Raw genomic sequence first — 24,337 nt, forward strand, 5'->3', positions numbered from 1 at the left:
GCGTTGCGGGGGAGGAGGCGTTCTTTTTGGGGTTTTGGGGGTGCTTGGCCGCTCCCCGCCGCACATGCGGTGACCCCCGGGGGAGACTTTCCTTCCCCCCCCCCCCCCCCCCCCCCCACGCCCCTTCTGCGTGTGCTGCGGCTGCGGCGCCGGTCAGACGGTCGTGATGACCTCGTCGATGGACAGGCGCGGGGAGCGGTCGAACCAGGCACCCTCGGCGGCCGGCTTGCCGATGTTGATGACCATGATCGGGGTGTGGTCGGCGTCCAGGAATTCCTTCTGGATGCCGGCGAAGTCGGCACCGGTCATCGGGCCCGCGGCCAGGCCGGCGGCGCGGATGCCGATGATGAAGTACGCGGCCTGCAGCGCGGAGTTCAGCAGCGCGGACTGCTCACGGACCGGGCGCTCGGAGAAGAACGCGTCCTTGGCCTGCGGGAAGTGCGGCAGCAGCTGCGGGAGCTCCTCGTGGAACTCGTTGTCCGCGGAGAGGATCGCGACCAGCGGAGCGGTGGCGGTCTTGGCGTCGTTGCCCTTGGCCATGTGCTGCACGAGGCGCTCGCGGGCCTCGGGGGAGCGGACCAGGGTGATGCGCAGCGGGGTCTGGTTGAAGGCGGTGGGACCGAACTTCACCAGGTCGTATATCGCCTGGACCTGCTCCTCGGTGACCGGCTCGTCGGTGAACGAGTTGGCCGTGCGGGCCTCGCGGAACAGCAGGTCCTGCGCGGCGGAGTCAAGAACGAGAGACATCGGAAAGCCTTCTTCCATACGGAGGTGAAGCGATGTCCCAGACTCTACGGCGGAGGTAGATGAATTTTCAACTAAATCCGCCTCCGGGTGACCGGGATCACTCCTCGGCCGCTCCTCCCCGGTCGTTCTCTCCCCCCGCCACTCCTCCCGCGTCACTCCTCCTCGGCCGGCTCGCGCGCCGCCAGCGCCGAGTCCAGCCGGGCCCGGGCCCCCTCCAGCCAGTGCCGGCACACCTTCGCCAGCTCCTCGCCGCGCTCCCAGAGCGCGAGGGAGTCCTCCAGCGAGGTCCCGCCGGCCTCCAGCTTGCGGACGACCTCGATGAGTTCGTCGCGGGCCTGCTCGTACCCCAGCGCCGTTCCGGCCTCTGCCATTCCCGTATCCATCCTCTGTGTGTCGTGCGACCACGTGATTGCGGCCGTGTGTCGCTATTCCGAAGCGGCTGTTGCGGCCGGGGCCTCCGGGGCCTCCGGGGAGCCGGGGGAGTGCGGGACCTCCGGTGCCTCCAGCGAGGAGACCTCCACGGTGAACGTGCCCTCCGCCACCCGCGCGCGCAGCACATCGTGGGCAGCGACCTCCCCCGGCGAGCGCACCACATGGCCGTCGGCCCGCTGCAGCACGGCGTACCCCCGCTCCAGGGTCGCCGCCGGGGAAAGCGCCACCACCCGGGCGAGGGTGTGCGCGAGTTCCGAGTCGGCCCGGTCCAGCAGGTGCCCCAGCGTGCGCCGGGCGCGGGCCAGCAGGGCGTCCAGCTCGTCCTCGCGGATCTCCACCATCCGCTGGGGGTGGACGAAGACCGGCCGGGCCAGGGCGTGCGCGAGGCCCCGTTCCTCCCGGTCGAGCAGCCCGCCGACCGCGCGCAGCCCCCGGGCCTGCAGCTGGCGTACGCGCTCCAGCTCCTCGCCGACGTCCGGTACCACCTTCTTCGCCGCGTCCGTGGGCGTGGAGGCCCGTACGTCCGCGACCAGGTCCAGCAGCGGCGAGTCCGGCTCGTGGCCGATCGCCGAGACCACCGGGGTACGGGCCGCCGCGACCGTCCGGACGACCTCCTCGTCGGAGAAGGGCAGCAGGTCCTCCACGCTGCCGCCGCCGCGCGCCACGATGATCACGTCGACCTCGTCGATGGCGTCGAGCTCCTTGACCGCCTCGACGACCTGGGGCACCGCGTGCACCCCCTGGACGGCGACGTTGCGCACCTCGAAACGGACCGCCGGCCAGCGGCGCCGGGCGTTCTCCAGGACATCGCGCTCGGCCGCCGAGGCCCGCCCGACCACCAGCCCGATCAGCTGCGGCAGGAACGGCAGCGGCTTCTTGCGCTCCAGGGCGAAGAGCCCCTCGGAGGCCAGGGACCGCTTGAGGCGCTCCAGCCGGGCGAGGAGCTCCCCGATGCCGACCGGCCGTATCTCCGTGGCCCGCAGCGACAGCTGCCCGCGCGGGGCGTACCACTCGGGCTTGGCCAGCAGGACGACCCGGGCCCCCTCGGAGACCACGTCCGCGACCTCGTCGAAGACCTGGCGGAAGCAGGTCACGCTGACGGAGATGTCGTGCGAGGGGTCGCGCAGCGTCAGGAAGACCACCCCCGCTCCCGGCCGCCGCGAGAGCTGCGTGATCTGCCCCTCCACCCACACCTGGCCGAGCCGCTCGATCCAGCCCCCGATGAGCCGGGACACCTGGCCTACCGGCAGCGGCGCCTCGGCCGACGTATTCAGACCCATGCACGCAGGCTATCCGGCGCCGCCGACAGTGCGTCAGGCTCCGGTGCCGGTGTCGCCGGGCAGGTCCCGGCGGCCGCGCTGGACGAGCAGCACGACCAGACCCACCGCCAGCCACACCGCCCCCACCAGTTGTGCCGTCCAGGAGGCCTCGAAGACCACCGCGACGGTCACGGCCGCGCCCAGCACCGGCATCACCAGGTGCTTGAACCAGTTCGGCGGGCCCTCGCGCCGCTTGACCACGAACCAGCCCACCACCGAGGCGTGCAGCAGGGTGAAGGCCACCAGCGCCCCCACGTCCACCACCGACACCAGCTGGTCGAGCCCGTCGTCGCGCCGGGCCGCCCACACGGCCGCGACCAGCGTGATGGCCGCCGCCACCAGCAGCGCGGGCCGCGGGGTACCGCCCGAGGTTCGGGCGAGCACCCGGGGCAGCCGCCGCTCCCGGGCCATCGCGAACACCAGCCGGCCGGCCGCCGCCTGCCCGGCCAGCGCAGCGAAGGCCGCCCCGATCGCCTTGCTGACCGCCACCAGGTCGTGCAGCCACGAGCCGGCCGCGGACTCCACCGCGTCGTAGAAGGCCGGTCCCTGCAGCGCCGGCTCGGCCGCCAGCTCCGCCGCGGACACGGGCATGAGCAGCGCCGCCAGATAGCTCTGGGCGATGAACAGCACCCCGGCCAGCGCCAGGCAGAACAGCACCGCCCGCGCCACCCGCTCCGGTCCGCCCGTCACCTCCTCGGCGAAGGAGGCGATGGCGTCGAAGCCGAGGTAGGACAGGACCGCGACCGACACCGCGCCCAGCACCGCGGCCGTGCTGAAGCCGAGCGAGCCGTCACCGGTCAGCGGGGACAGCCAGCCGCGCCGCGCCCCGCCCTGGACCAGCACGGTCACCGCGGCGACCACGAAGACGAGCAGCACCACGAGCTCCATGGCCAGCACGGCGAAACCCACGCGCGCGGCCGCCCGTACCCCCCACAGGTTCAGGAAGGTGGTGATCACGACGGCCAGGGCCGTCCACACCCACCGGGAGACCTCCGGAACCAGCGCGTTCATCGCGATCCCCGAGAAGAGGTACGCGACCGCCGGGATCAGCAGGTAGTCGAGCATCGCCATCCACCCGGCGATCAGCCCCGGGCCCTCGCCCAGACCCTTCCGGGCGTACGTGAAGACCGAGCCGGCCTGCGGGGCGACCCGCACCATCTGCGCGTAGGAGAAGGCCGTGAAGGCCATCGCCACGGTCGCGCAGAGGTAGACGAGGGCGACGGCGCCGTGCGACTTCGCGTCGAGCGTGCCGAAGACCCCGACCGGGGCCATGGGGGCGATGAACAGCAGCCCGTAGACGACCAGATCCCGGAAGCCGAGGCTCCGCCGCAGCGCCGTGGGCGCGGCCGCAGTGGAATCCGTAACGGAAGCCATCCGTCCTCCGGGGTGGGGGCAGGTGCGCGCGGTACGCGCGGGAAGGGGCTTTCGGGCAAGTGTGTGCCGTACGGGGGACGCCCGGCCTCCTGGAGACCCCCGTACGATGGAGCACATGACTGCTCCCGCCCCCGCTCCTGCTTCCCGCCGTGTCCTGCTCGCCGCGCCCCGCGGCTACTGCGCGGGCGTGGACCGAGCCGTGATCGCCGTCGAGAAAGCCCTTGAGCAGTACGGTGCGCCGGTGTACGTCCGCCACGAGATCGTGCACAACAAGTACGTCGTCCAGACCCTGGAGAAGAAGGGGGCCATCTTCGTCGAGCGGACGGAGGAGGTGCCCGAGGGCTCCATCGTGATGTTCTCCGCGCACGGCGTGGCGCCGGTGGTGCACGAGGAGGCGGCGCGCGGCAAGCTCGCGACGATCGACGCGACCTGCCCGCTGGTCACCAAGGTGCACAAGGAAGCCATCCGGTACGCGAACGAGGACTTCGACATCCTCCTCATCGGTCACGAGGGCCACGAGGAGGTCATCGGCACCTCCGGCGAGGCTCCGGACCACATCACGATCGTCGACGGCCCGCACGACGTGGAGAAGGTCACCGTCCGCGACGAGTCCAAGGTCGTCTGGCTCTCCCAGACCACCCTCTCGGTCGACGAGACCATGGAGACGGTCGACGCGCTGAAGACGAAGTTCCCGCTGCTCGTCTCGCCGCCGAGCGACGACATCTGCTACGCCACCTCGAACCGGCAGGCCGCCGTCAAGGTGATGGGCGCCGACTCCGACCTGGTCATCGTGGTCGGCTCGAAGAACTCCTCGAACTCCATCCGGCTCGTCGAGGTCGCCAAGGACGCCGGCGCCAAGGCCGCGTACCTGGTCGACTTCGCGAGCGAGATCGACGAGGCCTGGCTGGAGGGCGTCACCACGGTCGGCCTCACCTCGGGCGCGTCGGTGCCGGAGGTCCTGGTCGAGGAGGTCCTGGAGTGGCTGGCGGTACGCGGCTACGCCGACGTGGAGATCGTCAAGACCGCAGAGGAGTCGATCGTCTTCTCGCTGCCGAAGGAACTCCGCCGCGACCTGCGCGCCGAGGCTGCCGAACTGGTCGCCGACAAGTAACTCGTTTCGTACGGTATGTCCATGCAGATCTTCGGCGTGGACATCGGCGGAACCGGGATCAAGGGCGCTCCCGTGGACCTGGAGCGCGGCGACCTGACTCAGGAGCGCCACAAAGTACTGACACCGCAGCCGCCCACCCCCGAGAGGGTGGCCGGCTGCGTCGGCGAGGTGGTGCGCCACTTCGAGTGGGACGGGCCGCTGGGGGTCACCTTCCCGGGCGTGGTCACGGGCGGCGTCATCCGTACGGCGGCCAACATGGACAAGTCCTGGATCGGCGTCGACGCGGCGGCGCTGATCGCGCGCGAGCTGCGCGGCATGCCGGTCACCGTGCTGAACGACGCGGACGCGGCGGGCGTCGCCGAGATGACGTACGGGGCCGGGCGCGGGCGGGGCGGCACCGTCCTCCTGCTCACCCTGGGGACGGGCATCGGGAGCGCCCTGTTCACGGACGGGCGGCTGGTCCCGAACTCGGAACTCGGACACCTGGAGCTGAAGGGCCACGACGCGGAGACGCGGGCGTCGGTGAAGGCCAAGGAGGACTACGGCCTCACGTGGGACCGCTGGGCACACCGCGTGCAGAGGTACCTCCAGCACGTGGAGATGCTCTTCTCCCCGGACCTCTTCATCATCGGCGGCGGGGTCAGCCGCAAGCCGGAGAAGTTCCTGCCGCTGATCGAGGGCGTGCGGGCCGAGATCGTCCCGGCGAAGCTGCAGAACAACGCCGGCATCGTGGGAGCGGCGATGGCGGCGAAGGCGGCGAAGGCGGCTGAATCGGCGAAGAAGTAGGGCCGGCGCTCACTGGGCGATGCGCCGGGGCACCCGTCGCCTGCCGATGAGCACGGCCTTGCGGACGACGGTGATCAGCGCGGCCACCAGCGTCCCGGCGTAGAGCCAGCCGGCGTGCAGGGACAGCGCGGACACCAGCCCCATCAGCTGCCCGCCGATGCTGCCGGAGCCGCCCGAGATGGGCCACACTCCGGCGGCGAAGGCGATGGGCACGCCGATCGGCGCGGTGATCAGGTCGGCGGGCCGTACCCAGAGCGCGGTGGCGGCCGCGACGGGCAGGAAGAGCAGCCCGTAGACGAAGAGCGAGGAACCGAACAGCAGCCAGCAGATCCCGCCCACCAGCACCATGGCGGCGCACGCGAACAGCCCGCCGCCGAGGCCGGTCAGCCGGGGCCGGGGCATCCGCCGCGCGAGCGCGGACCGCCGCGGACCGCCGCCGGCCTGGGCGGGCACCGAGGCGGGCCGGGGTCCCTGACGCTGGGCCGGCGGTCGCTGCTGGTGAGGGGCCGATCGCGTCCTGTATTGCTCCACCCCACCAAACTAGGCGGGGAGCAGCTCGGATCGGGCCCCGGACACGCGTACATCCACCGCCACTCATCGGAAAGTAAACTGTCCGGTGGCCCACTCCTGGGCCGCCGCCCCTCCAGCTACGGGAAGTCGCCAACGTGTCGCTCACGATCGGAATCGTCGGCCTGCCGAATGTCGGCAAGTCGACCCTGTTCAACGCCCTGACCAAGAACGACGTGCTGGCGGCCAACTACCCGTTCGCCACCATCGAGCCGAACGTCGGCGTCGTCGGTGTCCCGGACCAGCGTCTGGCCGTCCTCGCGGGCATCTTCGGATCGCAGCGCGTCCTCCCGGCGACGGTCGACTTCGTCGATATCGCGGGCATCGTGCGCGGCGCCTCGGAGGGTGAGGGCCTGGGCAACAAGTTCCTGGCGAACATCCGCGAGTCGGACGCCATCTGCCAGGTCATCCGCGCCTTCAAGGACGAGAACGTCGTCCACGTCGACGGCAAGGTCTCGCCGAAGGACGACATCGAGACGATCAACACCGAGCTGATCCTCGCCGACCTCCAGTCCATCGAGAAGGCCGAACCGCGCCTGACGAAGGAGTCCCGCCTCCAGAAGGAGAAGGTCGCGGTCCTCGCGGCCGTCGTCGAGGCCAAGAAGATCCTCGAAGCGGGCGACACCCTCTTCTCCAAGGGCATCACCAAGGGCACGGAGCAGGGCGACCTCCTCCACGAGCTCCACCTGCTCACCACGAAGCCCTTCCTCTACGTCTTCAACGTGGACGAGGACGAGCTGACGGACGACGCCTTCAAGGCCGAGCAGAGCGCGCTCGTCGCCCCGGCCGAGGCGATCTTCCTCAACGCCAAGCTGGAGCAGGACCTCTCCGAGCTGGACGACGAGGAAGCCCTGGAGCTCCTCCAGTCGGTCGGCCAGGACGAGCCCGGCCTCGCCACCCTCGGCCGCGTCGGCTTCGCCACCCTGGGCCTGCAGACCTACCTGACGGCCGGCCCGAAGGAAACCCGCGCCTGGACCATCAAGCAGGGCGCCACGGCCCCCGAGGCGGCCGGCGTGATCCACACCGACTTCCAGCGCGGCTTCATCAAGGCCGAGGTCATCTCCTTCGCGGACCTGGTCGCCTGCGGCTCGGTCGCCGAGGCCCGCGCCAAGGGCAAGGCCCGCATGGAGGGCAAGGACTACGTCATGCAGGACGGCGACGTGGTCGAGTTCCGCTTCAACGTTTGATCGCATACCCGCAGGCGGCCTGACCTGCGAGAACGCGGGTCAGGCCGGTGTGTTGTCCGCAACAGTCCGCAGAACCTGGAGCAGCTACGTGTCGTAGACCGTGGAGCGGTGTCCGACGTGTACGACCCACACCACCAGCTCCCCGTTGTCGATCGTGTAGACGACACGGTAGTCGCCGACCCGTAGGCGGCGGCGCTCAGGCTGGGATACGAGTGCGGTGGTGTTGAAGTCGAAGGGGTCGCTCTCCAGCTCTGTCAGTTTGGCCAGGATGCGAAGCGCCATGTCACGCGGGATCTTGCGCAGCTCGGCCTGGGCCTCGGGCCGGAACACCGTGCGGTAGTCACTCACTGCGTGCCAGCGTCTCCCTCATCACGTCCTCGATCGGGATGCCGGCGGCCGGGCTCGCCATGCGCTCGTCGATGATGCGGTTGATCTCGCGCTCTTCCCACTCCTGGTACTTGCGCAGGACCTCGATGGACACGACGGCGGCGACCTGCTTGCCGCGACGGGTGATGACAGTGGGCACGTCGTCGCGGTCGGCCCGTTCGACGACCTCGGCCAAGTGAGCGCGTACGTCGCGGATGGACTCTATGGGCAGCGGCTGAGTCATGCCTCAAGGGTGCCGAGTGTGCCATGTGTACACAACGGCTTCGGGCTACGGTCGGCGCCGGGGGTGGGGCTCAACATGCAGGCCGCCTCCGTCGTGATCATCTGTGAGTCTCGGATCAAACCGACCCATGGGGTGGACGAGCGGATGTTGGAGATGCTCAAGAACAAGACCCGACTGTTCGACGCGTACGCACGCCGCAGCGCGGTCGCCGAGTCGAAGCCGGACGCGGCCGACGTTTCGGACACGGCGATGGCCCGCCAGATGGCCAGGGCGATGATCGCGGCGGACGTCGACCCCGCCACCTGGGACACTTCAAAGGGACTCGGCCCCAACGACGCCAACGTCCAGAAGGTGTACGCCTGACCCCTCCAACGGGAAGGTCTGATCGATGCCAGATCTGCCGGCGCATGAAAGGGGTCAATTCAGCAGACCCCAAGCGCATCTCCGACGGGAACCAGGATCTCCTCGCGCGGGAGCAGAAGACCATCCTGCCCGCCCTGCTACTCGGAGATCTACCACCACGACGGACATCGCCCTGCCGTTGAACGAGCGCGCCAAGGAGTTCCGGCGCATCACGCTCAACGGCGAGGGCTGATCCAGGATGCCGTACCGCGCCCGGCCCCTCGTCATCACCTTCGCGGCCGTCTCGGCCGCACTGCTTCTTCTTGGTTACCTGTACATGGCCCGGGAGGATCCCAGTTCCGTGAAATGGGACCTGAGTCACAGTCATACCAAATCGGACGTCAACTGGTCTGGCAAGAGCCGGAGTTCCTGGGAAATCTCCTCGGCCGAGTACGACATCACGTTCTCCGGCGGAATTCACCTCACCGGAAAGCGCATGCTCCGGCTCGACGCGGACCCGGACACCGGCACTGTCGACTCGGTGCACATCATTTATCCGAAGATGAGCACCGATGACGCCTACCGGGCCGCGAAGGAGCTGGCCAAGGAGCTGTCGATGGACACCGTGAACGTGGACCGCTGGTACAAGCAGCGGACCGGCGGCCGCGAGGCCGGACACGAGGACGTGATGTCCACCAGCGGCATGTCTCCCGCGAAGCACACGCCGGGAACGCCATACATCGACGCATCCCTGCTGTACTCCTTCGACGATGAGAAGCCGACGTCCATCGACCTCTCCTTCTACTGGCCGAAGACGGAGAAGTGAGCCTCTGAGGCAACGTCATCCCGTCCAGGGCAGCCGCCTCGCCCCGTTTTGTTGTCCGCGAGGGTCCTCAGCCTTGTACGCCGGCCCTCGATCTCCGGATGGGTCAGGTGACCCGGATCTCCAGGACGTAGTCCCCGTTTCCGCCGAGGATGAGGCTGCCCGACCGATAGGTCATGCCTGGGGGCAGTGCACACTGCAGTTGCAGCGCGTCCATCGGGTGCTGAATACGGCAGGGGCTGCCGGAGCTGATGCCGGGCTTCTCACGCGTGAGGACATCGGCCCTCCCGGAATGGAGGTGCAGGACCGCGCCGTTGGAGCCCGACGCGTCATAGACCTGCGCGAATATGCCGCTCGCGCCGTCGCCGGTTAGCCACGTCACCTTCAGCGCGGCAGGGGATCCCGGCAGCCCGGGGATCTCCGAGGGTAGCAGCGGCTTGCTCAACAGGCCGTCGGCGTTGATCGCCACCACATCGCCGAGACGTCCCGGCACGCGCTCAGGCACCTCAGGGGACACGTACGCCGTGCCGGACGCGTCGACCGCGTTGTCCCAGCCGAGCAGGAGCGGCTCGCCATCCGGAGACGTCGCGGTGGTGCGGTAGAGCTGTCTGAGCGTGCCGTCCTTGAGCGCCCACAAGACATCGTGATCCGCGATCAGAATGGTTCCGTCGGGCCTGGCCCCGAACGGGCTCGGCGTAGCGCTGAAGCGGAATCCGGCGGCGGGTGCCGACACCGGAACAGGCGTCCCCGTCGTGCGGGCGGACCCGGAAGCGCCGGCCAGGACCGACACGCCGCCGTCCGGCGCCAGCTTCTTCACCTGTCCTTCGATGCCGAGCACAAGAGAGCCGTCGGCCAGCGCCACGACGCCGGTGGCGGCGCCCTCCTTCTCACGGGCGAATTCGACCGTCGACACCGTCCGGTCGCGCTTCATCCGGACCAGCTTCTGTCCAAGTACGTAGACGCTGCCGTCTTGGCCGGTCGTCATACCGCCCGGGAAACCGTTGAAGCCGTAGAACGCCACCGTCCTGAGACTCGCGTCCCGGCCTTCGTCGGAGAAGTCCAGCAGCGCGGCGGCCTGGCCTTTGGCGGGCGCGGTCCAAGTACTGTCGTCGCCCCCGGCCGTGCAGGAGACGGCAGTGCCGCAGAGGACTGCCGTCACCACACCTGTCAGCACCTTGCGCAGCGTCATTCGGGAGTGCCTTTCCGGTGAGCAGGAGAGGGTGGTACCCCCTCCAGAAGCAGACAGGACAGATCGAGTAGGAGCCGGGAATCTCGTCGAGCCCGCGATGCCCGCAGCAAGGACACGGGTATCGGCTGCTCATCTGTGCAGTCTTGCCGATGTGCCGGACGGCGGGCCATGGATTTCAGCGGCACCGGCCGCCGACGCGAGAGGGAAGATGCCTGCGTGCCGGCCGTCGTCCCGTCCTTCGTCAAATGTGCAGGTCAGAAGGGGTCGGACTCCGGTGAGTCCGACCCCTTCTGCATTCCCGTGCGGACCTGGTGCTGACTTTTGGGCACCCTGCGGCAGCCTCTCAAGCCGCTCTGGTGACCATGTCAGTGCAGAGTGTTACTTTCGTTAGACGCTTGATATCCTGCGCCCAATGAAAATGTCGCCGAGCCTGCTCCCCATCCTCCGGTCTCGCATGCAAGGCGAGCTCCTCGCGCTGGTGCTCCTGCATCCGGACCGTGAGTACGGCATCACTGAACTCGCGGCCGAGGTCGGCGTGACGCCCACCGCTGTCCTGCGGGAGGTTGACCGGCTGGCTGGCGGTGGCATTCTGACCGATCGGCGAGTGGGGCGGAGTCGCCTCGTCAAGGCCCGCACAGATACTCCGCTGTACCGTCCGTTGAGCGAGCTCATGGCCGTCTCCTTCGGCCCCGTGTCCGTGCTCACCGATGCGCTCGCCGGCCTCGAAGGCGTGGAGCGCGCCTATATCTACGGCTCGTGGGCCGCTCGGTACAACGGTGAGCCGGGGCTGCCGCCTGCTGATGTGGATGTCCTCGTTGTGGGTGCCCCCGATGCCGACGCGCTCTTCGACCTTGCCGAGGAGGCGTCACGGCGCTTGCGTCGTGAGGTCAACGTTCATCGGGTCTCCGTCGAAGCGTGGGAGGCCCGGACGGACGATCCGTTCCTCACCAGCGTTCGCGAACGTCCGCTGGTACAGCTGAACCTTGACTTGGAGGCGCAATGACGCGCTGGAATCAAGGGCGGTCGACGGTTGACGCGCTCATCGCCAGTGGCGGACTCGAACGAGTCCCAGCTTCTCGGGAGGCCGCCGAAGCGGAACTGGCCCGGGCGCGTACGCATGTCGGCTCCGCGCGGCAGTTGGCGGCCACGGACCCGGAGGGTGGGTACACACTGGCCTATGACGCCGCGCGTAGGGCGCTGGCCGCGGTATTGCAGAACCAGGGACTGCGCGCGACCAGTCGTGGTGGACATACCGTCATCTACGAGGCCGTGCGGGCACAGCTCGACCCGCCGCTCGGGTCCATGCTGCGACCCTTCAACCGCATGCGCGCCCGGCGCAACGAAGTCGAGTACCGGTCATCGGAGGCCCCCGCTGTGACGCCGGAGGAGGTTGCGGGCGACTTGGCGAAGGTGGAGGCGCTCATCGAACTCGCGGAGAAGGCGATCCCGAACATGCCGCGTTACTGAAGCTCTGATCTGCCGGCTCGGCCACGGGGTGGGAGCGTCGACCTTGTTTTCCCGTGCTGATTCCGTGCTGACTTGGCCCGCCCAGAACCGCGTTTTCGCAGGTGAGAGCCCTGCACTGCACGTTCCGCTTCAACGTCTGAGCGGATGACGTGACACCACGTCTCTGACGTGGCAAACATGCAGGTCAGAAGGGGTTGGGCTCAGTCGAGTCCGACCCCTTCGTCGTCACCGTGCTGGATGGGTGCTGGATATTCTGACGTGGGGTCAGCGGCAATCAGGTCTCGTAAGCAGTGGACCGGTGTCCCACGTGAACGACCCAGACCACCAACTCTCCGTTGTCGATCGTGTAGACGACGCGATAGTCACCGACGCGCAGGCGGCGACGCTCGGGCTGGGACACGAGTGCGGTGGTGTTGAAGCCGAGGGGGTCGGTCTCCAGCTCGGTCAGCTTGGCCAGGATGCGCAGTGCCATGTCGCGAGGGATCTTCCGAAGCTCGGCCTGCGCCTCGGGGCGGAAGACGGTTCGGTACTCACTCACCGCGCGCCAGCGTCTCCCTCATGATGTCCTCGATCGGGATGCCGGGAGCAGGGTTGGCCATGCGCTCGTCGATGATCCGGTTGATCTCGCGCTCTTCCCATTCCTGGTACTTGCGCAGCACCTGGATGGAGACCACCGCGGCGACTTCCTTGCCCCGGCGCGTGATCACCGTGGGTACGTCGTCGCGGTCCGCGCGCTCCACGACCTCGGCCAGATGTGCGCGCACGTCGCGGATGGACTCGATGGGCAGCGGCTGCGTCATGCGCACAAGCGTACCGAGTGTCCCATGTGTACACAACGGCTGAGGATGCCGCTGCCTACTGGCAGTCCATGATGGCGATGTCGGGTACGCCGGGCTCGACGCGATACGTGCCGTGAGGCAGAGGAAGACCGTGCCCACTGAGCGGAATATCCGCACCAATTTCGCCTTCTACCCGCCCCGGGGCGACGGCGGAGCCTGGCGTGCCACTGCCGAGGCCTTCGAGACGGCCCTGAGGGAGGCCTTCCCCGATCCCACTGTGGAGTATCGAATCTCGGGGATCCACAGTGTCCCGGTCCTCGATTTCGAGCCGGCGCCGGGCGTATGGATCGACGGGACGTGACGCCACGTCTCCGACGTGGCGAACATGCAGGTCAGAAGAGGTCGACTCCTGCAGGGGTCGACCCCTTGCTGTTTCCCGTGCGGGGATGGTGCTGGGAAATCCGGCTATCCGTCAGCCATTCGACCCGACTGATGGGCGTCAAGAGTGGTACGTTATCAGGTACCACTTGAGGGAAGGGGTGAGGCCATGTCCATAACCGCGAGCGAAGCCCGCAAGGAACTCTTTCCGCTGATCAAGAAGGTCAACGAGAACCACGAGGCCATCGAGATCGTCTCCAAGCACGGCAACGCCGTGCTCGTCTCGGCCGAGGACTATGCGGCGCTGCGTGAGGGCTCGTACCTGCTGCGCTCCCCGGCGAACGCCCGTCGGCTGCTCAAGGCGTACGAAAACGCCCTGGCGCACATCAACGTGTCGGAGCGTGAGCTGATCGATCCGGACTCGGCGGACGCAGGTGCGGGTGCCGCGTGAGGCTCGTCTTCGAGGGTCAGGGCTGGGAGGACTACACGTCCTGGCTCAAGAACGACCGCAAGGTGCTCGCCCGGATCAACAAGCTCATCGAGGACGTCAGGCGTGACCCCTTCTCGGGGATCGGCAAGCCCGAGCCTTTGAAGTACCACTTGCCTGGCGTGTGGTCGCGGCGGATCGACGACGAGCACCGCCTCGTCTACCTGGTGACGGACAAAGGGACCGTCATCCTCGCAGCCCGGTATCACTACTGATCGCTGAGTGCTCGGTGTGCGTTGGGATGCCCCTCCCGTGCGGGATGGTGCCGGCGCGTCGGCGGCGGCCACCATCAGGTCACTGTGGGCACGGCGTCGCGGTCCGCGCCAGGTGTGCACGCACGTCACGGATGGACTCTGCGAGCAGTGGCTGCGTCATGCGCTCAGCGTATCGAGTGGCCCATGTGCAAACAGCGGAGCGTGCGTGGGGGCATTCGGTGGGGGAGGGCCTAGCCTGGGCGGGCGCGGGGTGTGGGTGCGGAGGGCGGAGTGGTGGGCGTGGGGCCGGGTGGGCAGTGGGAATGGCCGGGTCGGAGTCTGCTCGGGGTGTTATCCGCTCCCGCGCGGGCGGAATTACTCGGGCTGGGTCCGGAGTTGACCCTCGACTCGGGCGGCGTGCTGCTCACCGAGGGCGCCGCCGATCGGCATCTGTACGTGATCCTCAGCGGGTTCGCCAAGGTCACCGCGACCGTCGAGAACGGGCAGGAGTCGCTGCTCGCCGTTCGGGTCGGCGGGGACAGTGTGGGCGAGATGGCCGCCCTCGACGGTGCGCCGCGGTCGGCCGGCGTGGTGGCCTGCGGGCCGCTGCGGGCGCGGGTGATCGGGCCCGGGGCCCTGCACGGGCTCATGCTGCGGCGGCCCGAGGTGGCGATGGCGCTGACCCGGATCGTGGCCGACCGGCTGCGCTGGGCCAACCGGCGGCGGCTCGAATTCCGGGGGTATCCGGTCAAGGTGCGCCTCGCGCGGCTTCTGGTCGAGCTCGCCGTGGCGTACGGGCGGCCCGAGGCGGGTGGCGGTCATGTGATCGGCTTCCAGCTCACCCAGCCCGAACTCGCCGCGCTCACCGGCGCCGCGGAGACCACCGTGCACAAGGGACTGCGCGAGCTCCGGGACGAGGGGCTGCTCGGCACCGGATACCGGACGACCACCGTGCACGACCTCGCCCGGCTCGCCCGGGTGGCCGAACTCGCCGAGCCCGTGGCGCCGCCCGCCCCGGGCCGGCCCCGGGGATCAGCCGAGCAGAGGCCGTAGCAGCAGACAGAGACCGGCGGTGGTTCCCATCACCGCGGTGCACACCACGGCGGCCGTGACACAGCGGTACTTCCGCAGGGCCACGTCGGAGAGGAAGCGGATCACAGCGTGCAGCTGCCGCTCGTCCTCGGCCGTGACGGGCGGCGACGGGTCCGAGGCGGCGGCCGGCCGGACGAAGCTGTAGTCGTTGGGGCCGGCGGGCCGCCAGACGCGCGGCCGGAGCGCCAGCGCGAGCGAGGCCGCGCCGCCGAAGAGGCCGCAGACGAAGAGGGCCAGCAGTACCCCCGCCAGCCAGCCGAGCGGGCCGCCGCGCCGCAAGCCGTCGAGCGCCGCCTCGCTCCACGCGCCCGCCGTCCCCACGAGCGCCGCCTGCACGGCGGAGAGGATGCCGGCCTTGGCATCGGCGTGCTGGTGCGTCGTCTGCAGGACGGTCAGCATCGTGCGCGCGGCGGAGCCGGGCGCGCCCGCGGCACATGCGGGTGCCGCCGTGGGTGCGGTGGGCGGGGTGGATGTCACGGAACCTCCAACGCGGCTCGGATGGAGTTCCATTGAGCCGCCCGCCCGCTGGGCGGACCAGGCACTTCTACGGGATCGGACGACTGCGCGAGATCCCGTATTTCCACGGGGTGCAAGTGGCCGGTTCCCGTGTACGACTGGCAGGGTGACCGGCGCTCCACGGGGGTGGGCGTCGGTCCGGGAGCGGCATGCCGCATCGCTCTCAACCTCGTAACTCTTCTGATTCGCGAGTGAGTTGGAGGTGCGGCATGCTGTGCTTCCCGATGTCACGGACGAGGAGGACGGGATGTCCGTAGGTGCGATGGGTGGGTTCGGCAGGCGGCTTCTGCTCGCCGTCGACGCGCGAGGTTACGGCAGCGCGGACACCGCGCGACAGCGCGAGATTCAGACAGTGTTGCCCCGGCTTCTCTCCGAGTCCGCCGAGGCGGCCGGGCTCGACCGGGCCTCCTGGGTACGGCAGGCCGCCGGGGATTCCGAGTTCGCCGTGCTCCCGGCCGGTTCCGACGAGCAGGCGCTCGTCGAGCCGTTCATGCGCCGGCTGGACGCCGGGCTGCGGGCCCACAACCGCGACCGGGTGCCCGGCGCGCGGCTCGCGCTGCGTGCCGCCGTGCACTTCGGTCCGGCGTCCGAGGCCCCCAACGGCTTCGTGGGCCCCGGCCCCGTCGAGGTCTCCCGCATCCTGGAGAGCGATCCCCTGCGCCGGGCCCTCGCCGCGGCCCCGGACGCCGCGCTCGCCGTCGCCCTGACCGCGCCGGTCTTCACGGAGCTCGTCGCCCAGGGGTACACCAACTTCCGGCCGGAGGAGTTCCGCGAGGTCGTCGTCGAGAAGAAGGAGTACCGGGGCCGGGCCTGGCTGTGGGTGTCGGGGTACGACGTCCACACGCTGGACCTCGGTGAGCCGGGCCCCGGTGAGCCGGACCTCGGTGAGCCGGACCCCGGTTCGGGCCCCGGTCCCGGATCCGGTTCCGGTTCCGGCTCCAACACCGGCTCCAACACCGGTTCTGGTACCGACTCCGGGTCTCCCTCCGGTTCGGGTTCCGGTTCCACAGCGGCCGCCGCGGGCGCAGGGGACTCGGCCACCAACAATCTGTACGGAACCGTCATCAACGGGAACGTCGTCTTCGGCATCTCCAAGTGACTTGAGCGGACGGGGAGACGGGGTGCACACGTGAGATCCACGGATCGGCTCACGGAGGATCACGGAAGTGGTGGGGAAGGAGACGGCGTGTCCGGCGAACCCCGGCAGTTAACCGACGAGGCGAACGGCACCGCCGATCCCCGCCCCGCCCCCGAGTCGCCCGCGGCCCCGACCCCGCCGCCGACCCCGACCCCGTCCACACCCACGTCCCCGTCACCCTCACGAGTGAATTCCGGAGCCAATTCCGGAGCCAATTCCGGAGCCAATTCCGGAGCGGATTCCGGAGTCGATTCCTCCGACGGCGACTACCGCGTCTACAACAACTTCTACGGCCCGCAGTACCACGGCCGCGCCCACTTCGGCATCGCCACCGCCGCCGAGCGGCCCGGGCGGGCCCGCGCCACCGGCCTCCTCGACGCCGACGAGATCGACGCGCTGCTGCGCTCCTACATCCGGCCCGACTGCTTCGACGAAGCCGCCCACGAGCTGTCCCGTACCGGCATCGTCGTCCTCACCGGCCCCCAGGGCACGGGCAAGCGCTCCGGCGCGGTCGCCCTGCTCCGGGAGACCGTCGGACCCTCCGCCGACTACGTGGTGCTCTCGCCCGACATCGGCCTCGACCAGCTCGCGGAGCGCACCTTCGACGCGGGCGTCGGCTACGTCGTCCTCGACCGCACCGGAACCACCGGAACCGGGGGAGCCACCGGAGCTGCCGGTACCACCGCGGACGACGCCGGTCCGTCCTCCGACTTCGACTGGCGCCGGGTGCGCGACCAGCTGCGCCGCCACCGCGCCCATCTGGTGATCACCACCGTGCACGGCGTGGCCGGCCGTTCCCCCAAGGCCGTACGCCATCTGCCGTGGCGGCCCCCGCTCCTGGACAAGGTGGTACGGGCCCGGCTGGTCCAGGCCCGTATCCCGCAGGAGATCGTCGACCGGGCCGTGGCAGGCATCCCGCCCCGCTGCCCCCTCGCGGTCGTCGCCGACGCGGCACAGCGGATCGCGGCGGGCGCCGACCCCGACCAGGCGTGGAAGGAGCACAGCGGCAGCGCGCCGCAGGCGGTCCAGGAGTGGTTCGGCGCCGAGGAGGAGCGGAGCCTGCGCGAGATCGCCGAGGTCACCACCCTCGCCTTCGCCCCGGGCATCGGACGGCGCGCCTTCGAATCGCTCCAGGACCTCCTCGAACGGCTCCTCGGACCGGTCTACTTCACGCCGGAGGCCGCGGCCGCGGCCGGGACCCGGACCGGGGCTGCCGCCGGCGGGGCGTCGGCCCCCGACGCCACGGGGCAGGCCGCCGCCCCGGACGGCCAGGACCCGCAGCAGCGCCGCCGCGCCCGCCCGGTGGACCGGCGCCGCTCGCTCTCCCGCAACGCCCTGATCACCACCGAGATGCAGACCTACGGCGCGACCACCCGGGAGGTCATGGTCTTCGCCGACGCCGAGCTGCGCCGCTGGGTGCTGCAGGCGCTGTGGCGCGACCACCCCACCGAGTACTGGGACGCGGTCCGCCACTGGCTGGACGCGCTCGTCGGGGCCGACCCCGACCCCGCCCTCCAGCTCTCCATCGCCTCCGGACTCACGCTGCTCGGGCACATCGCCTTCGACGAGGTCGTGCAGAGCTACCTCGACCCGTGGGCGCGCGGGGAGAGCGGTGAGACCGGGCAGACCCTCGCCGTGTACGTCCTCTGGTACATGTGCCTGGAGGAGACCCAGGCGGCCGCCGCGCTCACACTGGCCCGCACCTGGGCCCAGTCCACCCACCCCACCCTGCGGGGCACCGCGCTCCTCGCCTTCAGCGGCCAGCTCGGCGTCACCTTCCCCACCGACGCGGTGAAGTGGCTCTGGGCGGTGCTGCGCACCAGCGCCCTCGAAAAGCGGGAGGAACGCGAACACGGGCTGCGGGCCTGGGCGCAGCTGTTCCTGACGCTCGTCGACTGCCAGGAGGACGCCGGCATCGTGCTCGACGCCCTGGCGCACCGGATCAGGAAGGAACAGCGCACCCGGTCCGCCGCCTACTCGGCGACCGGCCTGCTCGTCCTCGAAACCACCCTCTGGATCTTCACCGCCACCGAGCGGCTCTCGGGCCGCCCCGCCGTCGCACGCTACGTCGCCGACCGGCCCGAGGAAGCCGACGTCGTCGCCGAGTTGTGGGCGGCGATCCTCTGCTACCGGCCGCTGCGCCGCAACGCCCTGTCCGCTCTGCTCGTCACGGTCCGCGGCCTGCACGCCGTGACCTCCGACCCCACCGCTGCGGCCGCGCGACTCGGTCACGCCCTCGCCGCCGCGCTTCCGCAGGTCGAACACCCCTTGCTGACAAGCGAGCTGGGCCGACTCGCGGACTCCCGTCCCACTCGCGCCCCAGGTCCCGACTGCGTCGCGACCCTGCTCGGCGCCTTGAACCGTGTGAAGGACACCCACCCACGATGACCACGATCCGCAGGACCTATCCCCTGGTCGAGGAGCGGGTGCTGGCTCCCGCGCCCCGCACCGGTCGCCGCTTCTGGAACCAGCCGACCCGCTCGCACGACGAACTGCCCCGCGTCTCCGCCCACCAGGTCCTCGTCTACCGAACCGGTGACCAGTACCTCACCGACCACGGCGTCCGCAGGCCCGGCGACGAGACCGTCCTGAACGCCGGCTCGGTCACGGTCGTCGACTGCCGCACCGCCGTGCCCGTCACCGTCGGCACCGACGTACCGTCCGCCGAGACCGACGGCTTCACCGTCCAGGTCGCCTTCCACTGCACGGTCACCGACCCCGTGGCCGTCGTCCGCGAAGGCGTCGTCGACGTGGAGTCCCGGCTGCTCGGGTATCTCCGGGCGCTGCCCGGACTCGCCGACGTCACCCAGGAGTGGCCGCTCGAAGCGGGCAAGGAGGTGTCCCGGCGGCTGACCGCGCGCCTGATCTCGTACCTGGAGATGGAACCGCCGCGGATCGCCGGGCTCTCCGTCGGCGACCCGTACCTGACCGTGCTCACCCCGCAGGAGTTCGCCGACCAGCAGCGCCGTGCCGACGAGGAGCGGCGCGAACGCGAGCACGACCGCGTGAAGGAGGCCGTGCGCCGCGAACGCGAGCAGATGGAGCACGAGCGGGAGAAGGAACGCAAGGCGATGGAAGCCGAGCGCAAGTCGCTCGAAATGCGGCACCAGCAGGAACTGGAGGACCTCCGGCGGTCGTACACCCAGCGGACCGACGCCGAGGACCAGCACTACACCCACAACCTCAAGCGCAAGGACAACGAGTTCGAGCGCACGGAGGCGCTCAAGGACCTCGAAGACTTCGGCACCGACCCGGCCAACACCGACATCCTCGCCCAGCGCCGGGGCGAGATCGGGTACTCCGACCTGTCCGAGCGGCAGCGCGAGACCGACCGGCTGCGGCGCGAGCGGCAGCGCGAGGACGAGGAGCGCCACTGGGAGAACGCCGAACGGCGGCGCCATGCCGAACGGGAGGACCTCCGCTACAGCCTGGAGCGCGAGGACCGCCACCGTGAGGTCGACCGCCAGGATCAGCGCGCCGCGCTCGACGCCGCCCGGGAGGAGCAGCGCGAGCAGCGGACCGCGGACCGCGACGACCGGCTGCGGCAGCGGGCGGACCAGCGCGAGGACGTGCTGGCCGACCGGGCCGAGCGGCGTCACCGGGCCGACCGGCGCGACAACATCAACCAGGAACTGAGCCGCCAGCTGATCAACCGCGGCCTCCTCGACAACGCGCCGCTCGACGCGCGTGCCTTCGTCGAGCGCCTCAGCACCGGGCAGAGCCTCCTCGACCAGGACCCGCCCGCAGCCGCGCAGGTGGCTGGCGCCGCCGACACCCCGCAGCTGAAGGAGGGCACCGGCGCGTCGTCCGGGGACCGCTCCGACGAGCGCCGCCGGTCGTACGACGAGGAGGACCCGTACGGGAAGGAGAAGTACGGCCCGGAGTACGGACAGGAGTACGGCCGGCGCGACGATCCGTACGGGGACGACCGGTACACGGACGACCGGTACCGCGACGGGGGCGAGCGCACCGGCCGGTCCGCCCGCGACGGCGGCACCGACCGGGACCGCGACGGCGCAGGCGACGACGACGGCGCCCGCTCCGCGCGCCGCCCCCTGATCGCCGACGACGACCTCGGTGAAGCGGGGAGGGAGGAGCGTGGCCGCTGACACCCCCGTACGCCCGCCCGAGGAGGAGTACGACGCATGGGCGGCCGAGACCCGGCCCGCCCACCGCGCCCACCGGGCCTGGGGCGGCCGCGGCCCCGCCGTGCTCCTGCGCCGTCTGATCGGCATCCGCGAGGAGATCCTCGACCGCGAGAGCGCCGAGCGCGCCCGCTACACGTGGTACGGAGCCATCGTCCTCAACACCGCGCTGCTCGGCGGCGCCTCCATGGCCATGGCCATCTCCACGATCCGCGAGGGCACGCCGGTCGCGGTGGCCGTCGTCGTCGGCGTGGTGTGGGCGTGGATCGTGCTGGCCCTGGACAGCTGGCTGGTCTCCAGCACCCACGGCTACACCGGCGGTCGGGCGGTCCGCATGCTGGTGCCCCGGCTGTTCCTCTCCGTGGTGCTCGGGCTCACCATCGCCGAGCCGCTGCTGTTCCAGATCTTCGACCGGGAAATACGCCAGGAGATGGCGGTCAGCAGGGAGCGCGACCTCGCCGACTTCCGGGGTGACCTCACCGCCTGCAACCCCCTCGACGGCCAGGACACGACGAACCGCGACGAGTGCGGCGACTTCCATCTGACGGTGCCGGGCGCGCCGGCCTCGATCAAGGAGGACATCGCCGACAACACCGCCGCCACCGCCCGCCTCGACGAGCAGATCAAGACCTACAACGACACCCTCGGCGGGAAACTGGAGACCGAGCGCCGCGAGTGCGCCAAGGACCGCTGGATCTGGCGCGGCAACGGCTGGGACACCACCGAGACCTGTGAGCGCGCCCGCGCCGACACCGGCACGTACAAGGCCACGGGCAAGATCGCCGAGTACGAGGCGAAGCGCGCCGAGCTCGTCGGCAAGGGCAACCTCCTGTCCGAGGAGCTGATCAGGACCGGCACCTCCTACCGCGCGGACGTCAAGGAGGCGATCGACGCCAAGGTCGCCGACCGGCAGAAGTCGCAGCAGCACGACGGACTGCTGCTGCGCGCCGACGCGCTGTCCACGGTGGCCTGGTCCGACGGATTCGCGCTCTTCATGATGTTCCTGCTGCACGCCGTGCTGCTGCTGGTCGACGCCATGCCGGTGCTCGCCAAGCTGATGAGCGGCCCGTCCGAGTACGACCGCAGGCTCGCCGAGCGGCGCGAGGCCAACAAGCGCATGCACCTGGAGGACCAGGAGGCGCAGCGCCGGGTCGACGCCATCGACCACGAGGTCCGGCAGTACGCGGCGGAGGTGTGGGCCGAGGAGGACAAGGCCCGGCTGGGTCACGACCACTACAAGGCGCGCACCGAGCACGCCCGCATGGTCCGCGAGGAGCTCGACGCCCGCACCGCCCGGCTCCTGGGCGAGTGACGCCCGACGGTGACCGGTTGCTCCGACCATCCCGGTGGTCGCGGCGACCGGTCACCGTCGCATCCGGCCGGTACCGGCGCTTTCGGCGTTGCGGGACGGCGGTGGGAGGATGCGGGCACACGGAGAGAGAGGCCGGGGCCGGATGGGGCGCAGGGAGCGGGCGGCGGTCGCCGGGGGAGAGCGGCTGTACGAGGCCGCGCAGGCGGTGGTCGGTGACCACCGGCAGGCCGTCGACGCCGTCCGGGAGGCCCTGAAGCCGATCCACGACGCGGCGGCGGAACAGGCCCTGGAGGCCATCCCCGTGGCCCGGCTGAAGGAGGTCACCGAGGGCCGGCTGAGGCTCGGGGAGGTCGAGCGGAGCGGGCTGCGCTCGGTCGGGCAGGTGCTCGACGCCGGGTCGTACCGGCTGCGCCAGATCCCCGGTGTGGGGCAGCGGACCGCCGATCAGGTCATCGCGGCGGCACGCCAGATCTCCGACGCCGTCCGGGAGACCATCGCCGTCCACATCGACGTGGACCGGCCGGAGCCCCGGACCACCGCGCTCGTCATGGCCCTGCACGTACTGGTGGAGGCGGGCCCCGACGCGCAGCGCGCCCTCGACGCGGCCGCGGTGCTCGCGGAGCGGCTCGGCCCGCTGCTCGCCGAGGCCAGGCCGGCCGCCGGGCGGCTGCGGATGCTGCTGGCGGGGCAGGCCAAGCGGGACCGGGCGCTCGGCGCCGTCGCCGAGGTCCGCGGCCTGACCGAGGAAGCGGCGCAGGGCGCGGTGCCCGAGCTGCTCGCGCAGGCTTCGGTGGATCTGCTGCGCGGTCCCTCGACCGAGGTGGCGGCCTGGGTCGATTTCGAGCTGAGGTCCGCCGAGTACTACAGCCTCCTCGCGGAGATCGCCGGCCGCAGCCCCGACGCGGCCGCCGCCGAAGGGTTCCTGCCCGACGAGGTCGCCGAGCGGGTCCGCCGCCAGCAGCTCGACGACACGCACCGCAGGGTGTCGCTGCGCGGCTACCAGTCCTTCGGGGCGCGTTTCGCGCTGGCGCAGCGCAAGGTGATCCTCGGGGACGAGATGGGGCTCGGGAAGACCATCCAGGCCATCGCCGCCCTGTCCCACCTCGCTGCCGAAGGCCAGAGCCACTTCATGGTCGTCTGCCCGGCCAGCGTCCTGATCAACTGGACGCGTGAGATCGAGGCCCGCAGCAAGCTGCGCGTGATGTGCCTGCACGGCCCCGACCGGCACGAGGCGTTCGCCGACTGGAAGGGCCGGGGCGGGGTCGCGGTGACCACCTTCGACGCCTTGCGCGGATTTCCCACGCCCGGAGGGGGCGAGATCGGGATGCTGGTGGTGGACGAGGCGCACTACGTGAAGAATCCGAAGACCCGGCGCGCGCAGGCCGTGACCGAATGGTCCGGGCGCTGCGACCGCGTTCTGTTCATGACCGGGACCCCGATGGAGAACCGGGTCTCCGAGTTCCGCAGCCTGGTGAACATCCTCCAGCCCGATCTGGCCGCGGCCGTCGGTGACCGGGACGGCGTGGCCGGCTCCAAGGCCTTCCGGAAGGCGGTCGCCCCGGTCTATCTGCGCCGCAATCAGCAGGACGTCCTGACCGAACTGCCCGCGCTCCAGCACACGGACGAGTGGGAGGAGCTGAGCGCCTCCGACGAGGCCGCCTACCGCGAGGCCGTGCGCTCCGGCAACTTCATGGCGATGCGCAGGGCGGCGTACGCGCACCCCGAGAAGTCGGCGAAGCTGAACCGGCTGCGCGAGATCGTCGAGGACGCCGCCGAGAACGGGCTGAAGGTGGTGGTGTTCTCCAACTTCAGGGATGTCCTGGGGGTGGTGAAGGACTCCCTGGAGGCCGCGCCCGGTCCCGGCGCCGGCCAGGTGCTCGGTCCGCTCTCGGGGAACGTGCCGCCCGCCCGCCGCCAGCAGGTGGTGGACGAGTTCGCCGCCGCGCCGGGTCACGCGGTGCTGGTGGCGCAGATCGAGGCGGCGGGCGTGGGACTCAACATGCAGGCGGCCTCCGTCGTGATCATCTGCGAGCCCCAGGTCAAGCCGACCATCGAGAATCAGGCGGTGGCACGGGCCCACCGGATGGGGCAGGTGCGTCCGGTCCGGGTGCACCGGCTGCTCGCCACGCGCGGCGTCGACGAGCGGATGGTGCGGATCCTGAAGAACAAGAGCCGCCTGTTCGACGCGTACGCACGGCGCAGCGCCGTCGCCGAGTCCACACCGGACGCGGTCGACGTGTCGGACGTCGCGATGGCCCGCCGGATCGTCGAGGAGGAGCAGACGCGGCTGGGAACGGCCCGCAGGCCGTCCTAGGGGACCTGATTGTCTTGCGGTGCAAGGG

Annotated in this window: 26 protein-coding genes and 2 pseudogenes; 16 read left to right on the top strand and 12 right to left on the bottom strand. The window is 70.5% G+C overall.

Annotated elements, in window-relative coordinates; all coding sequences use genetic code 11:
- Nucleotides 1-153: 153 nt before the first annotated feature.
- The 4 genes from ACZ4YL_RS26265 to ACZ4YL_RS26280 form a co-directional block, all read right to left on the bottom strand.
- A complete protein-coding gene (locus ACZ4YL_RS26265) occupies nt 154-747 on the bottom strand; it encodes a malonic semialdehyde reductase (RefSeq protein WP_301366916.1) in 594 nt (197 codons plus the stop codon).
- A 152-nt stretch (nt 748-899) separates the two neighbouring features.
- Nucleotides 900-1,118 carry an exodeoxyribonuclease VII small subunit gene (locus ACZ4YL_RS26270; protein ID WP_189732883.1) on the bottom strand — a complete coding sequence of 73 codons (219 nt, stop codon included), beginning with the start codon at nt 1,116-1,118 and terminating at the stop codon, nt 900-902.
- 54 nt (nt 1,119-1,172) lie between these two features.
- Nucleotides 1,173-2,459 carry an exodeoxyribonuclease VII large subunit gene (gene xseA / locus ACZ4YL_RS26275; RefSeq protein WP_468119803.1) on the bottom strand — a complete coding sequence of 429 codons (1,287 nt, stop codon included), beginning with the start codon at nt 2,457-2,459 and terminating at the stop codon, nt 1,173-1,175.
- A gap of 33 nt (nt 2,460-2,492) precedes the next feature.
- Nucleotides 2,493-3,872, bottom strand: coding sequence for an APC family permease (locus ACZ4YL_RS26280; RefSeq protein WP_468119805.1), 1,380 nt, complete (start codon nt 3,870-3,872; stop codon nt 2,493-2,495).
- A gap of 106 nt (nt 3,873-3,978) precedes the next feature.
- On the opposite strand from ACZ4YL_RS26280, the gene ACZ4YL_RS26285 reads away from it, so the two are divergent.
- Nucleotides 3,979-4,983, top strand: coding sequence for a 4-hydroxy-3-methylbut-2-enyl diphosphate reductase (locus ACZ4YL_RS26285; RefSeq protein ID WP_382542278.1), 1,005 nt, complete (start codon nt 3,979-3,981; stop codon nt 4,981-4,983).
- 21 nt (nt 4,984-5,004) lie between these two features.
- The gene (gene ppgK, locus ACZ4YL_RS26290; protein WP_468119808.1) at nt 5,005-5,769 is read left to right on the top strand and encodes a polyphosphate--glucose phosphotransferase; all 765 of its coding nucleotides are present in this window, start codon (nt 5,005-5,007) and stop codon (nt 5,767-5,769) included.
- Between the two features lie 9 nt (nt 5,770-5,778).
- Here the strand turns inward: ppgK and ACZ4YL_RS26295 are convergent, their stop codons facing one another.
- Nucleotides 5,779-6,222, bottom strand: a complete 444-nt coding sequence (locus tag ACZ4YL_RS26295; RefSeq protein WP_468119810.1) for a DUF6542 domain-containing protein — start codon at nt 6,220-6,222, stop codon at nt 5,779-5,781.
- A gap of 212 nt (nt 6,223-6,434) precedes the next feature.
- Here ACZ4YL_RS26295 and ychF point away from each other — a divergent pair, with 212 nt between their 5' ends.
- Nucleotides 6,435-7,523 (top strand): redox-regulated ATPase YchF, encoded by a 1,089-nt coding sequence (ychF, locus tag ACZ4YL_RS26300; RefSeq protein ID WP_327737152.1) that lies wholly within the window; start codon nt 6,435-6,437, stop codon nt 7,521-7,523.
- Nucleotides 7,524-7,607: 84 nt separating this feature from the next.
- Here the strand turns inward: ychF and ACZ4YL_RS26305 are convergent, their stop codons facing one another.
- Both ACZ4YL_RS26305 and ACZ4YL_RS26310 read right to left on the bottom strand, forming a co-directional pair.
- Nucleotides 7,608-7,871, bottom strand: a complete 264-nt coding sequence (locus tag ACZ4YL_RS26305; RefSeq protein ID WP_468119812.1) for a type II toxin-antitoxin system RelE family toxin — start codon at nt 7,869-7,871, stop codon at nt 7,608-7,610.
- Complete coding sequence (locus ACZ4YL_RS26310) at nt 7,864-8,133, bottom strand: type II toxin-antitoxin system Phd/YefM family antitoxin (protein WP_328927440.1); 270 nt, start codon at nt 8,131-8,133, stop codon at nt 7,864-7,866. The genes ACZ4YL_RS26305 and ACZ4YL_RS26310 overlap by 8 nt, the downstream gene beginning before the upstream one ends.
- A gap of 54 nt (nt 8,134-8,187) precedes the next feature.
- Here ACZ4YL_RS26310 and ACZ4YL_RS26315 point away from each other — a divergent pair.
- Nucleotides 8,188-8,496: pseudogene (locus ACZ4YL_RS26315) on the top strand (hypothetical protein); the annotation flags it as partial.
- A gap of 238 nt (nt 8,497-8,734) precedes the next feature.
- Complete coding sequence (locus ACZ4YL_RS26320; protein WP_468119814.1) at nt 8,735-9,301, top strand: hypothetical protein; 567 nt, start codon at nt 8,735-8,737, stop codon at nt 9,299-9,301.
- Between the two features lie 103 nt (nt 9,302-9,404).
- Here the strand turns inward: ACZ4YL_RS26320 and ACZ4YL_RS26325 are convergent, their stop codons facing one another.
- The gene (locus ACZ4YL_RS26325) at nt 9,405-10,487 is read right to left on the bottom strand and encodes a hypothetical protein (RefSeq protein WP_468119994.1); all 1,083 of its coding nucleotides are present in this window, start codon (nt 10,485-10,487) and stop codon (nt 9,405-9,407) included.
- A 52-nt stretch (nt 10,488-10,539) separates the two neighbouring features.
- A pseudogene (locus tag ACZ4YL_RS26330) lies at nt 10,540-10,620 on the bottom strand (CPCC family cysteine-rich protein); the annotation flags it as partial.
- 321 nt (nt 10,621-10,941) lie between these two features.
- On the opposite strand from ACZ4YL_RS26330, the gene ACZ4YL_RS26335 reads away from it, so the two are divergent.
- Together ACZ4YL_RS26335 and ACZ4YL_RS26340 are read left to right on the top strand one after the other, a co-directional pair.
- On the top strand, nt 10,942-11,490 hold the full coding sequence (locus tag ACZ4YL_RS26335) for an ArsR family transcriptional regulator (RefSeq protein WP_468119816.1): 549 nt from the start codon (nt 10,942-10,944) through the stop codon (nt 11,488-11,490).
- A complete protein-coding gene (locus ACZ4YL_RS26340; RefSeq protein ID WP_468119818.1) occupies nt 11,487-11,954 on the top strand; it encodes a hypothetical protein in 468 nt (155 codons plus the stop codon). The genes ACZ4YL_RS26335 and ACZ4YL_RS26340 overlap by 4 nt, the downstream gene beginning before the upstream one ends.
- 274 nt (nt 11,955-12,228) lie before the next feature.
- Here ACZ4YL_RS26340 and ACZ4YL_RS26345 read toward each other — a convergent pair whose 3' ends face one another.
- Nucleotides 12,229-12,492 carry a type II toxin-antitoxin system RelE family toxin gene (locus ACZ4YL_RS26345; protein WP_468119820.1) on the bottom strand — a complete coding sequence of 88 codons (264 nt, stop codon included), beginning with the start codon at nt 12,490-12,492 and terminating at the stop codon, nt 12,229-12,231.
- Nucleotides 12,485-12,754, bottom strand: a complete 270-nt coding sequence (locus tag ACZ4YL_RS26350; protein ID WP_468119822.1) for a type II toxin-antitoxin system Phd/YefM family antitoxin — start codon at nt 12,752-12,754, stop codon at nt 12,485-12,487. Before ACZ4YL_RS26350 ends, ACZ4YL_RS26345 begins: the two co-directional genes overlap by 8 nt.
- Before the next feature lie 130 nt (nt 12,755-12,884).
- Between ACZ4YL_RS26350 and ACZ4YL_RS26355 the strand changes: the two genes are divergently transcribed.
- The 4 genes from ACZ4YL_RS26355 (at nt 12,885) to ACZ4YL_RS26370 (ending at nt 14,845) form a co-directional block, all read left to right on the top strand.
- A complete protein-coding gene (locus ACZ4YL_RS26355) occupies nt 12,885-13,094 on the top strand; it encodes a hypothetical protein (protein WP_468119824.1) in 210 nt (69 codons plus the stop codon).
- A gap of 186 nt (nt 13,095-13,280) precedes the next feature.
- Nucleotides 13,281-13,562, top strand: coding sequence for a type II toxin-antitoxin system Phd/YefM family antitoxin (locus ACZ4YL_RS26360; RefSeq protein ID WP_267032894.1), 282 nt, complete (start codon nt 13,281-13,283; stop codon nt 13,560-13,562).
- The gene (locus ACZ4YL_RS26365; RefSeq protein ID WP_468119826.1) at nt 13,559-13,813 is read left to right on the top strand and encodes a Txe/YoeB family addiction module toxin; all 255 of its coding nucleotides are present in this window, start codon (nt 13,559-13,561) and stop codon (nt 13,811-13,813) included. The genes ACZ4YL_RS26360 and ACZ4YL_RS26365 overlap by 4 nt, the downstream gene beginning before the upstream one ends.
- 327 nt (nt 13,814-14,140) lie before the next feature.
- Nucleotides 14,141-14,845, top strand: a complete 705-nt coding sequence (locus tag ACZ4YL_RS26370; RefSeq protein WP_468119828.1) for a Crp/Fnr family transcriptional regulator — start codon at nt 14,141-14,143, stop codon at nt 14,843-14,845.
- Here ACZ4YL_RS26370 and ACZ4YL_RS26375 read toward each other — a convergent pair.
- On the bottom strand, nt 14,825-15,361 hold the full coding sequence (locus tag ACZ4YL_RS26375) for a Pycsar system effector family protein (protein ID WP_468119830.1): 537 nt from the start codon (nt 15,359-15,361) through the stop codon (nt 14,825-14,827). The genes ACZ4YL_RS26370 and ACZ4YL_RS26375 overlap by 21 nt on opposite strands.
- 286 nt (nt 15,362-15,647) lie before the next feature.
- On the opposite strand from ACZ4YL_RS26375, the gene ACZ4YL_RS26380 reads away from it, so the two are divergent.
- The 5 genes from ACZ4YL_RS26380 to ACZ4YL_RS26400 all read left to right on the top strand — a co-directional run bounded on the left by ACZ4YL_RS26380 (nt 15,648) and on the right by ACZ4YL_RS26400 (nt 24,309).
- The gene (locus tag ACZ4YL_RS26380; RefSeq protein ID WP_468119832.1) at nt 15,648-16,499 is read left to right on the top strand and encodes a hypothetical protein; all 852 of its coding nucleotides are present in this window, start codon (nt 15,648-15,650) and stop codon (nt 16,497-16,499) included.
- Between the two features lie 87 nt (nt 16,500-16,586).
- On the top strand, nt 16,587-18,926 hold the full coding sequence (locus ACZ4YL_RS26385; protein WP_468119834.1) for a hypothetical protein: 2,340 nt from the start codon (nt 16,587-16,589) through the stop codon (nt 18,924-18,926).
- Nucleotides 18,923-20,647 (top strand): hypothetical protein, encoded by a 1,725-nt coding sequence (locus ACZ4YL_RS26390; protein WP_468119836.1) that lies wholly within the window; start codon nt 18,923-18,925, stop codon nt 20,645-20,647. Before ACZ4YL_RS26385 ends, ACZ4YL_RS26390 begins: the two co-directional genes overlap by 4 nt.
- Entirely contained in the window at nt 20,637-21,995 is a 1,359-nt protein-coding gene (locus tag ACZ4YL_RS26395; RefSeq protein ID WP_468119838.1) for a DUF4407 domain-containing protein, read from the top strand. Before ACZ4YL_RS26390 ends, ACZ4YL_RS26395 begins: the two co-directional genes overlap by 11 nt.
- Before the next feature lie 142 nt (nt 21,996-22,137).
- A complete protein-coding gene (locus ACZ4YL_RS26400; protein WP_468119840.1) occupies nt 22,138-24,309 on the top strand; it encodes a DEAD/DEAH box helicase in 2,172 nt (723 codons plus the stop codon).
- Nucleotides 24,310-24,337: the final 28 nt, after the last annotated feature.

The organism is Streptomyces sp. NPDC030021, assembly GCF_055574035.1.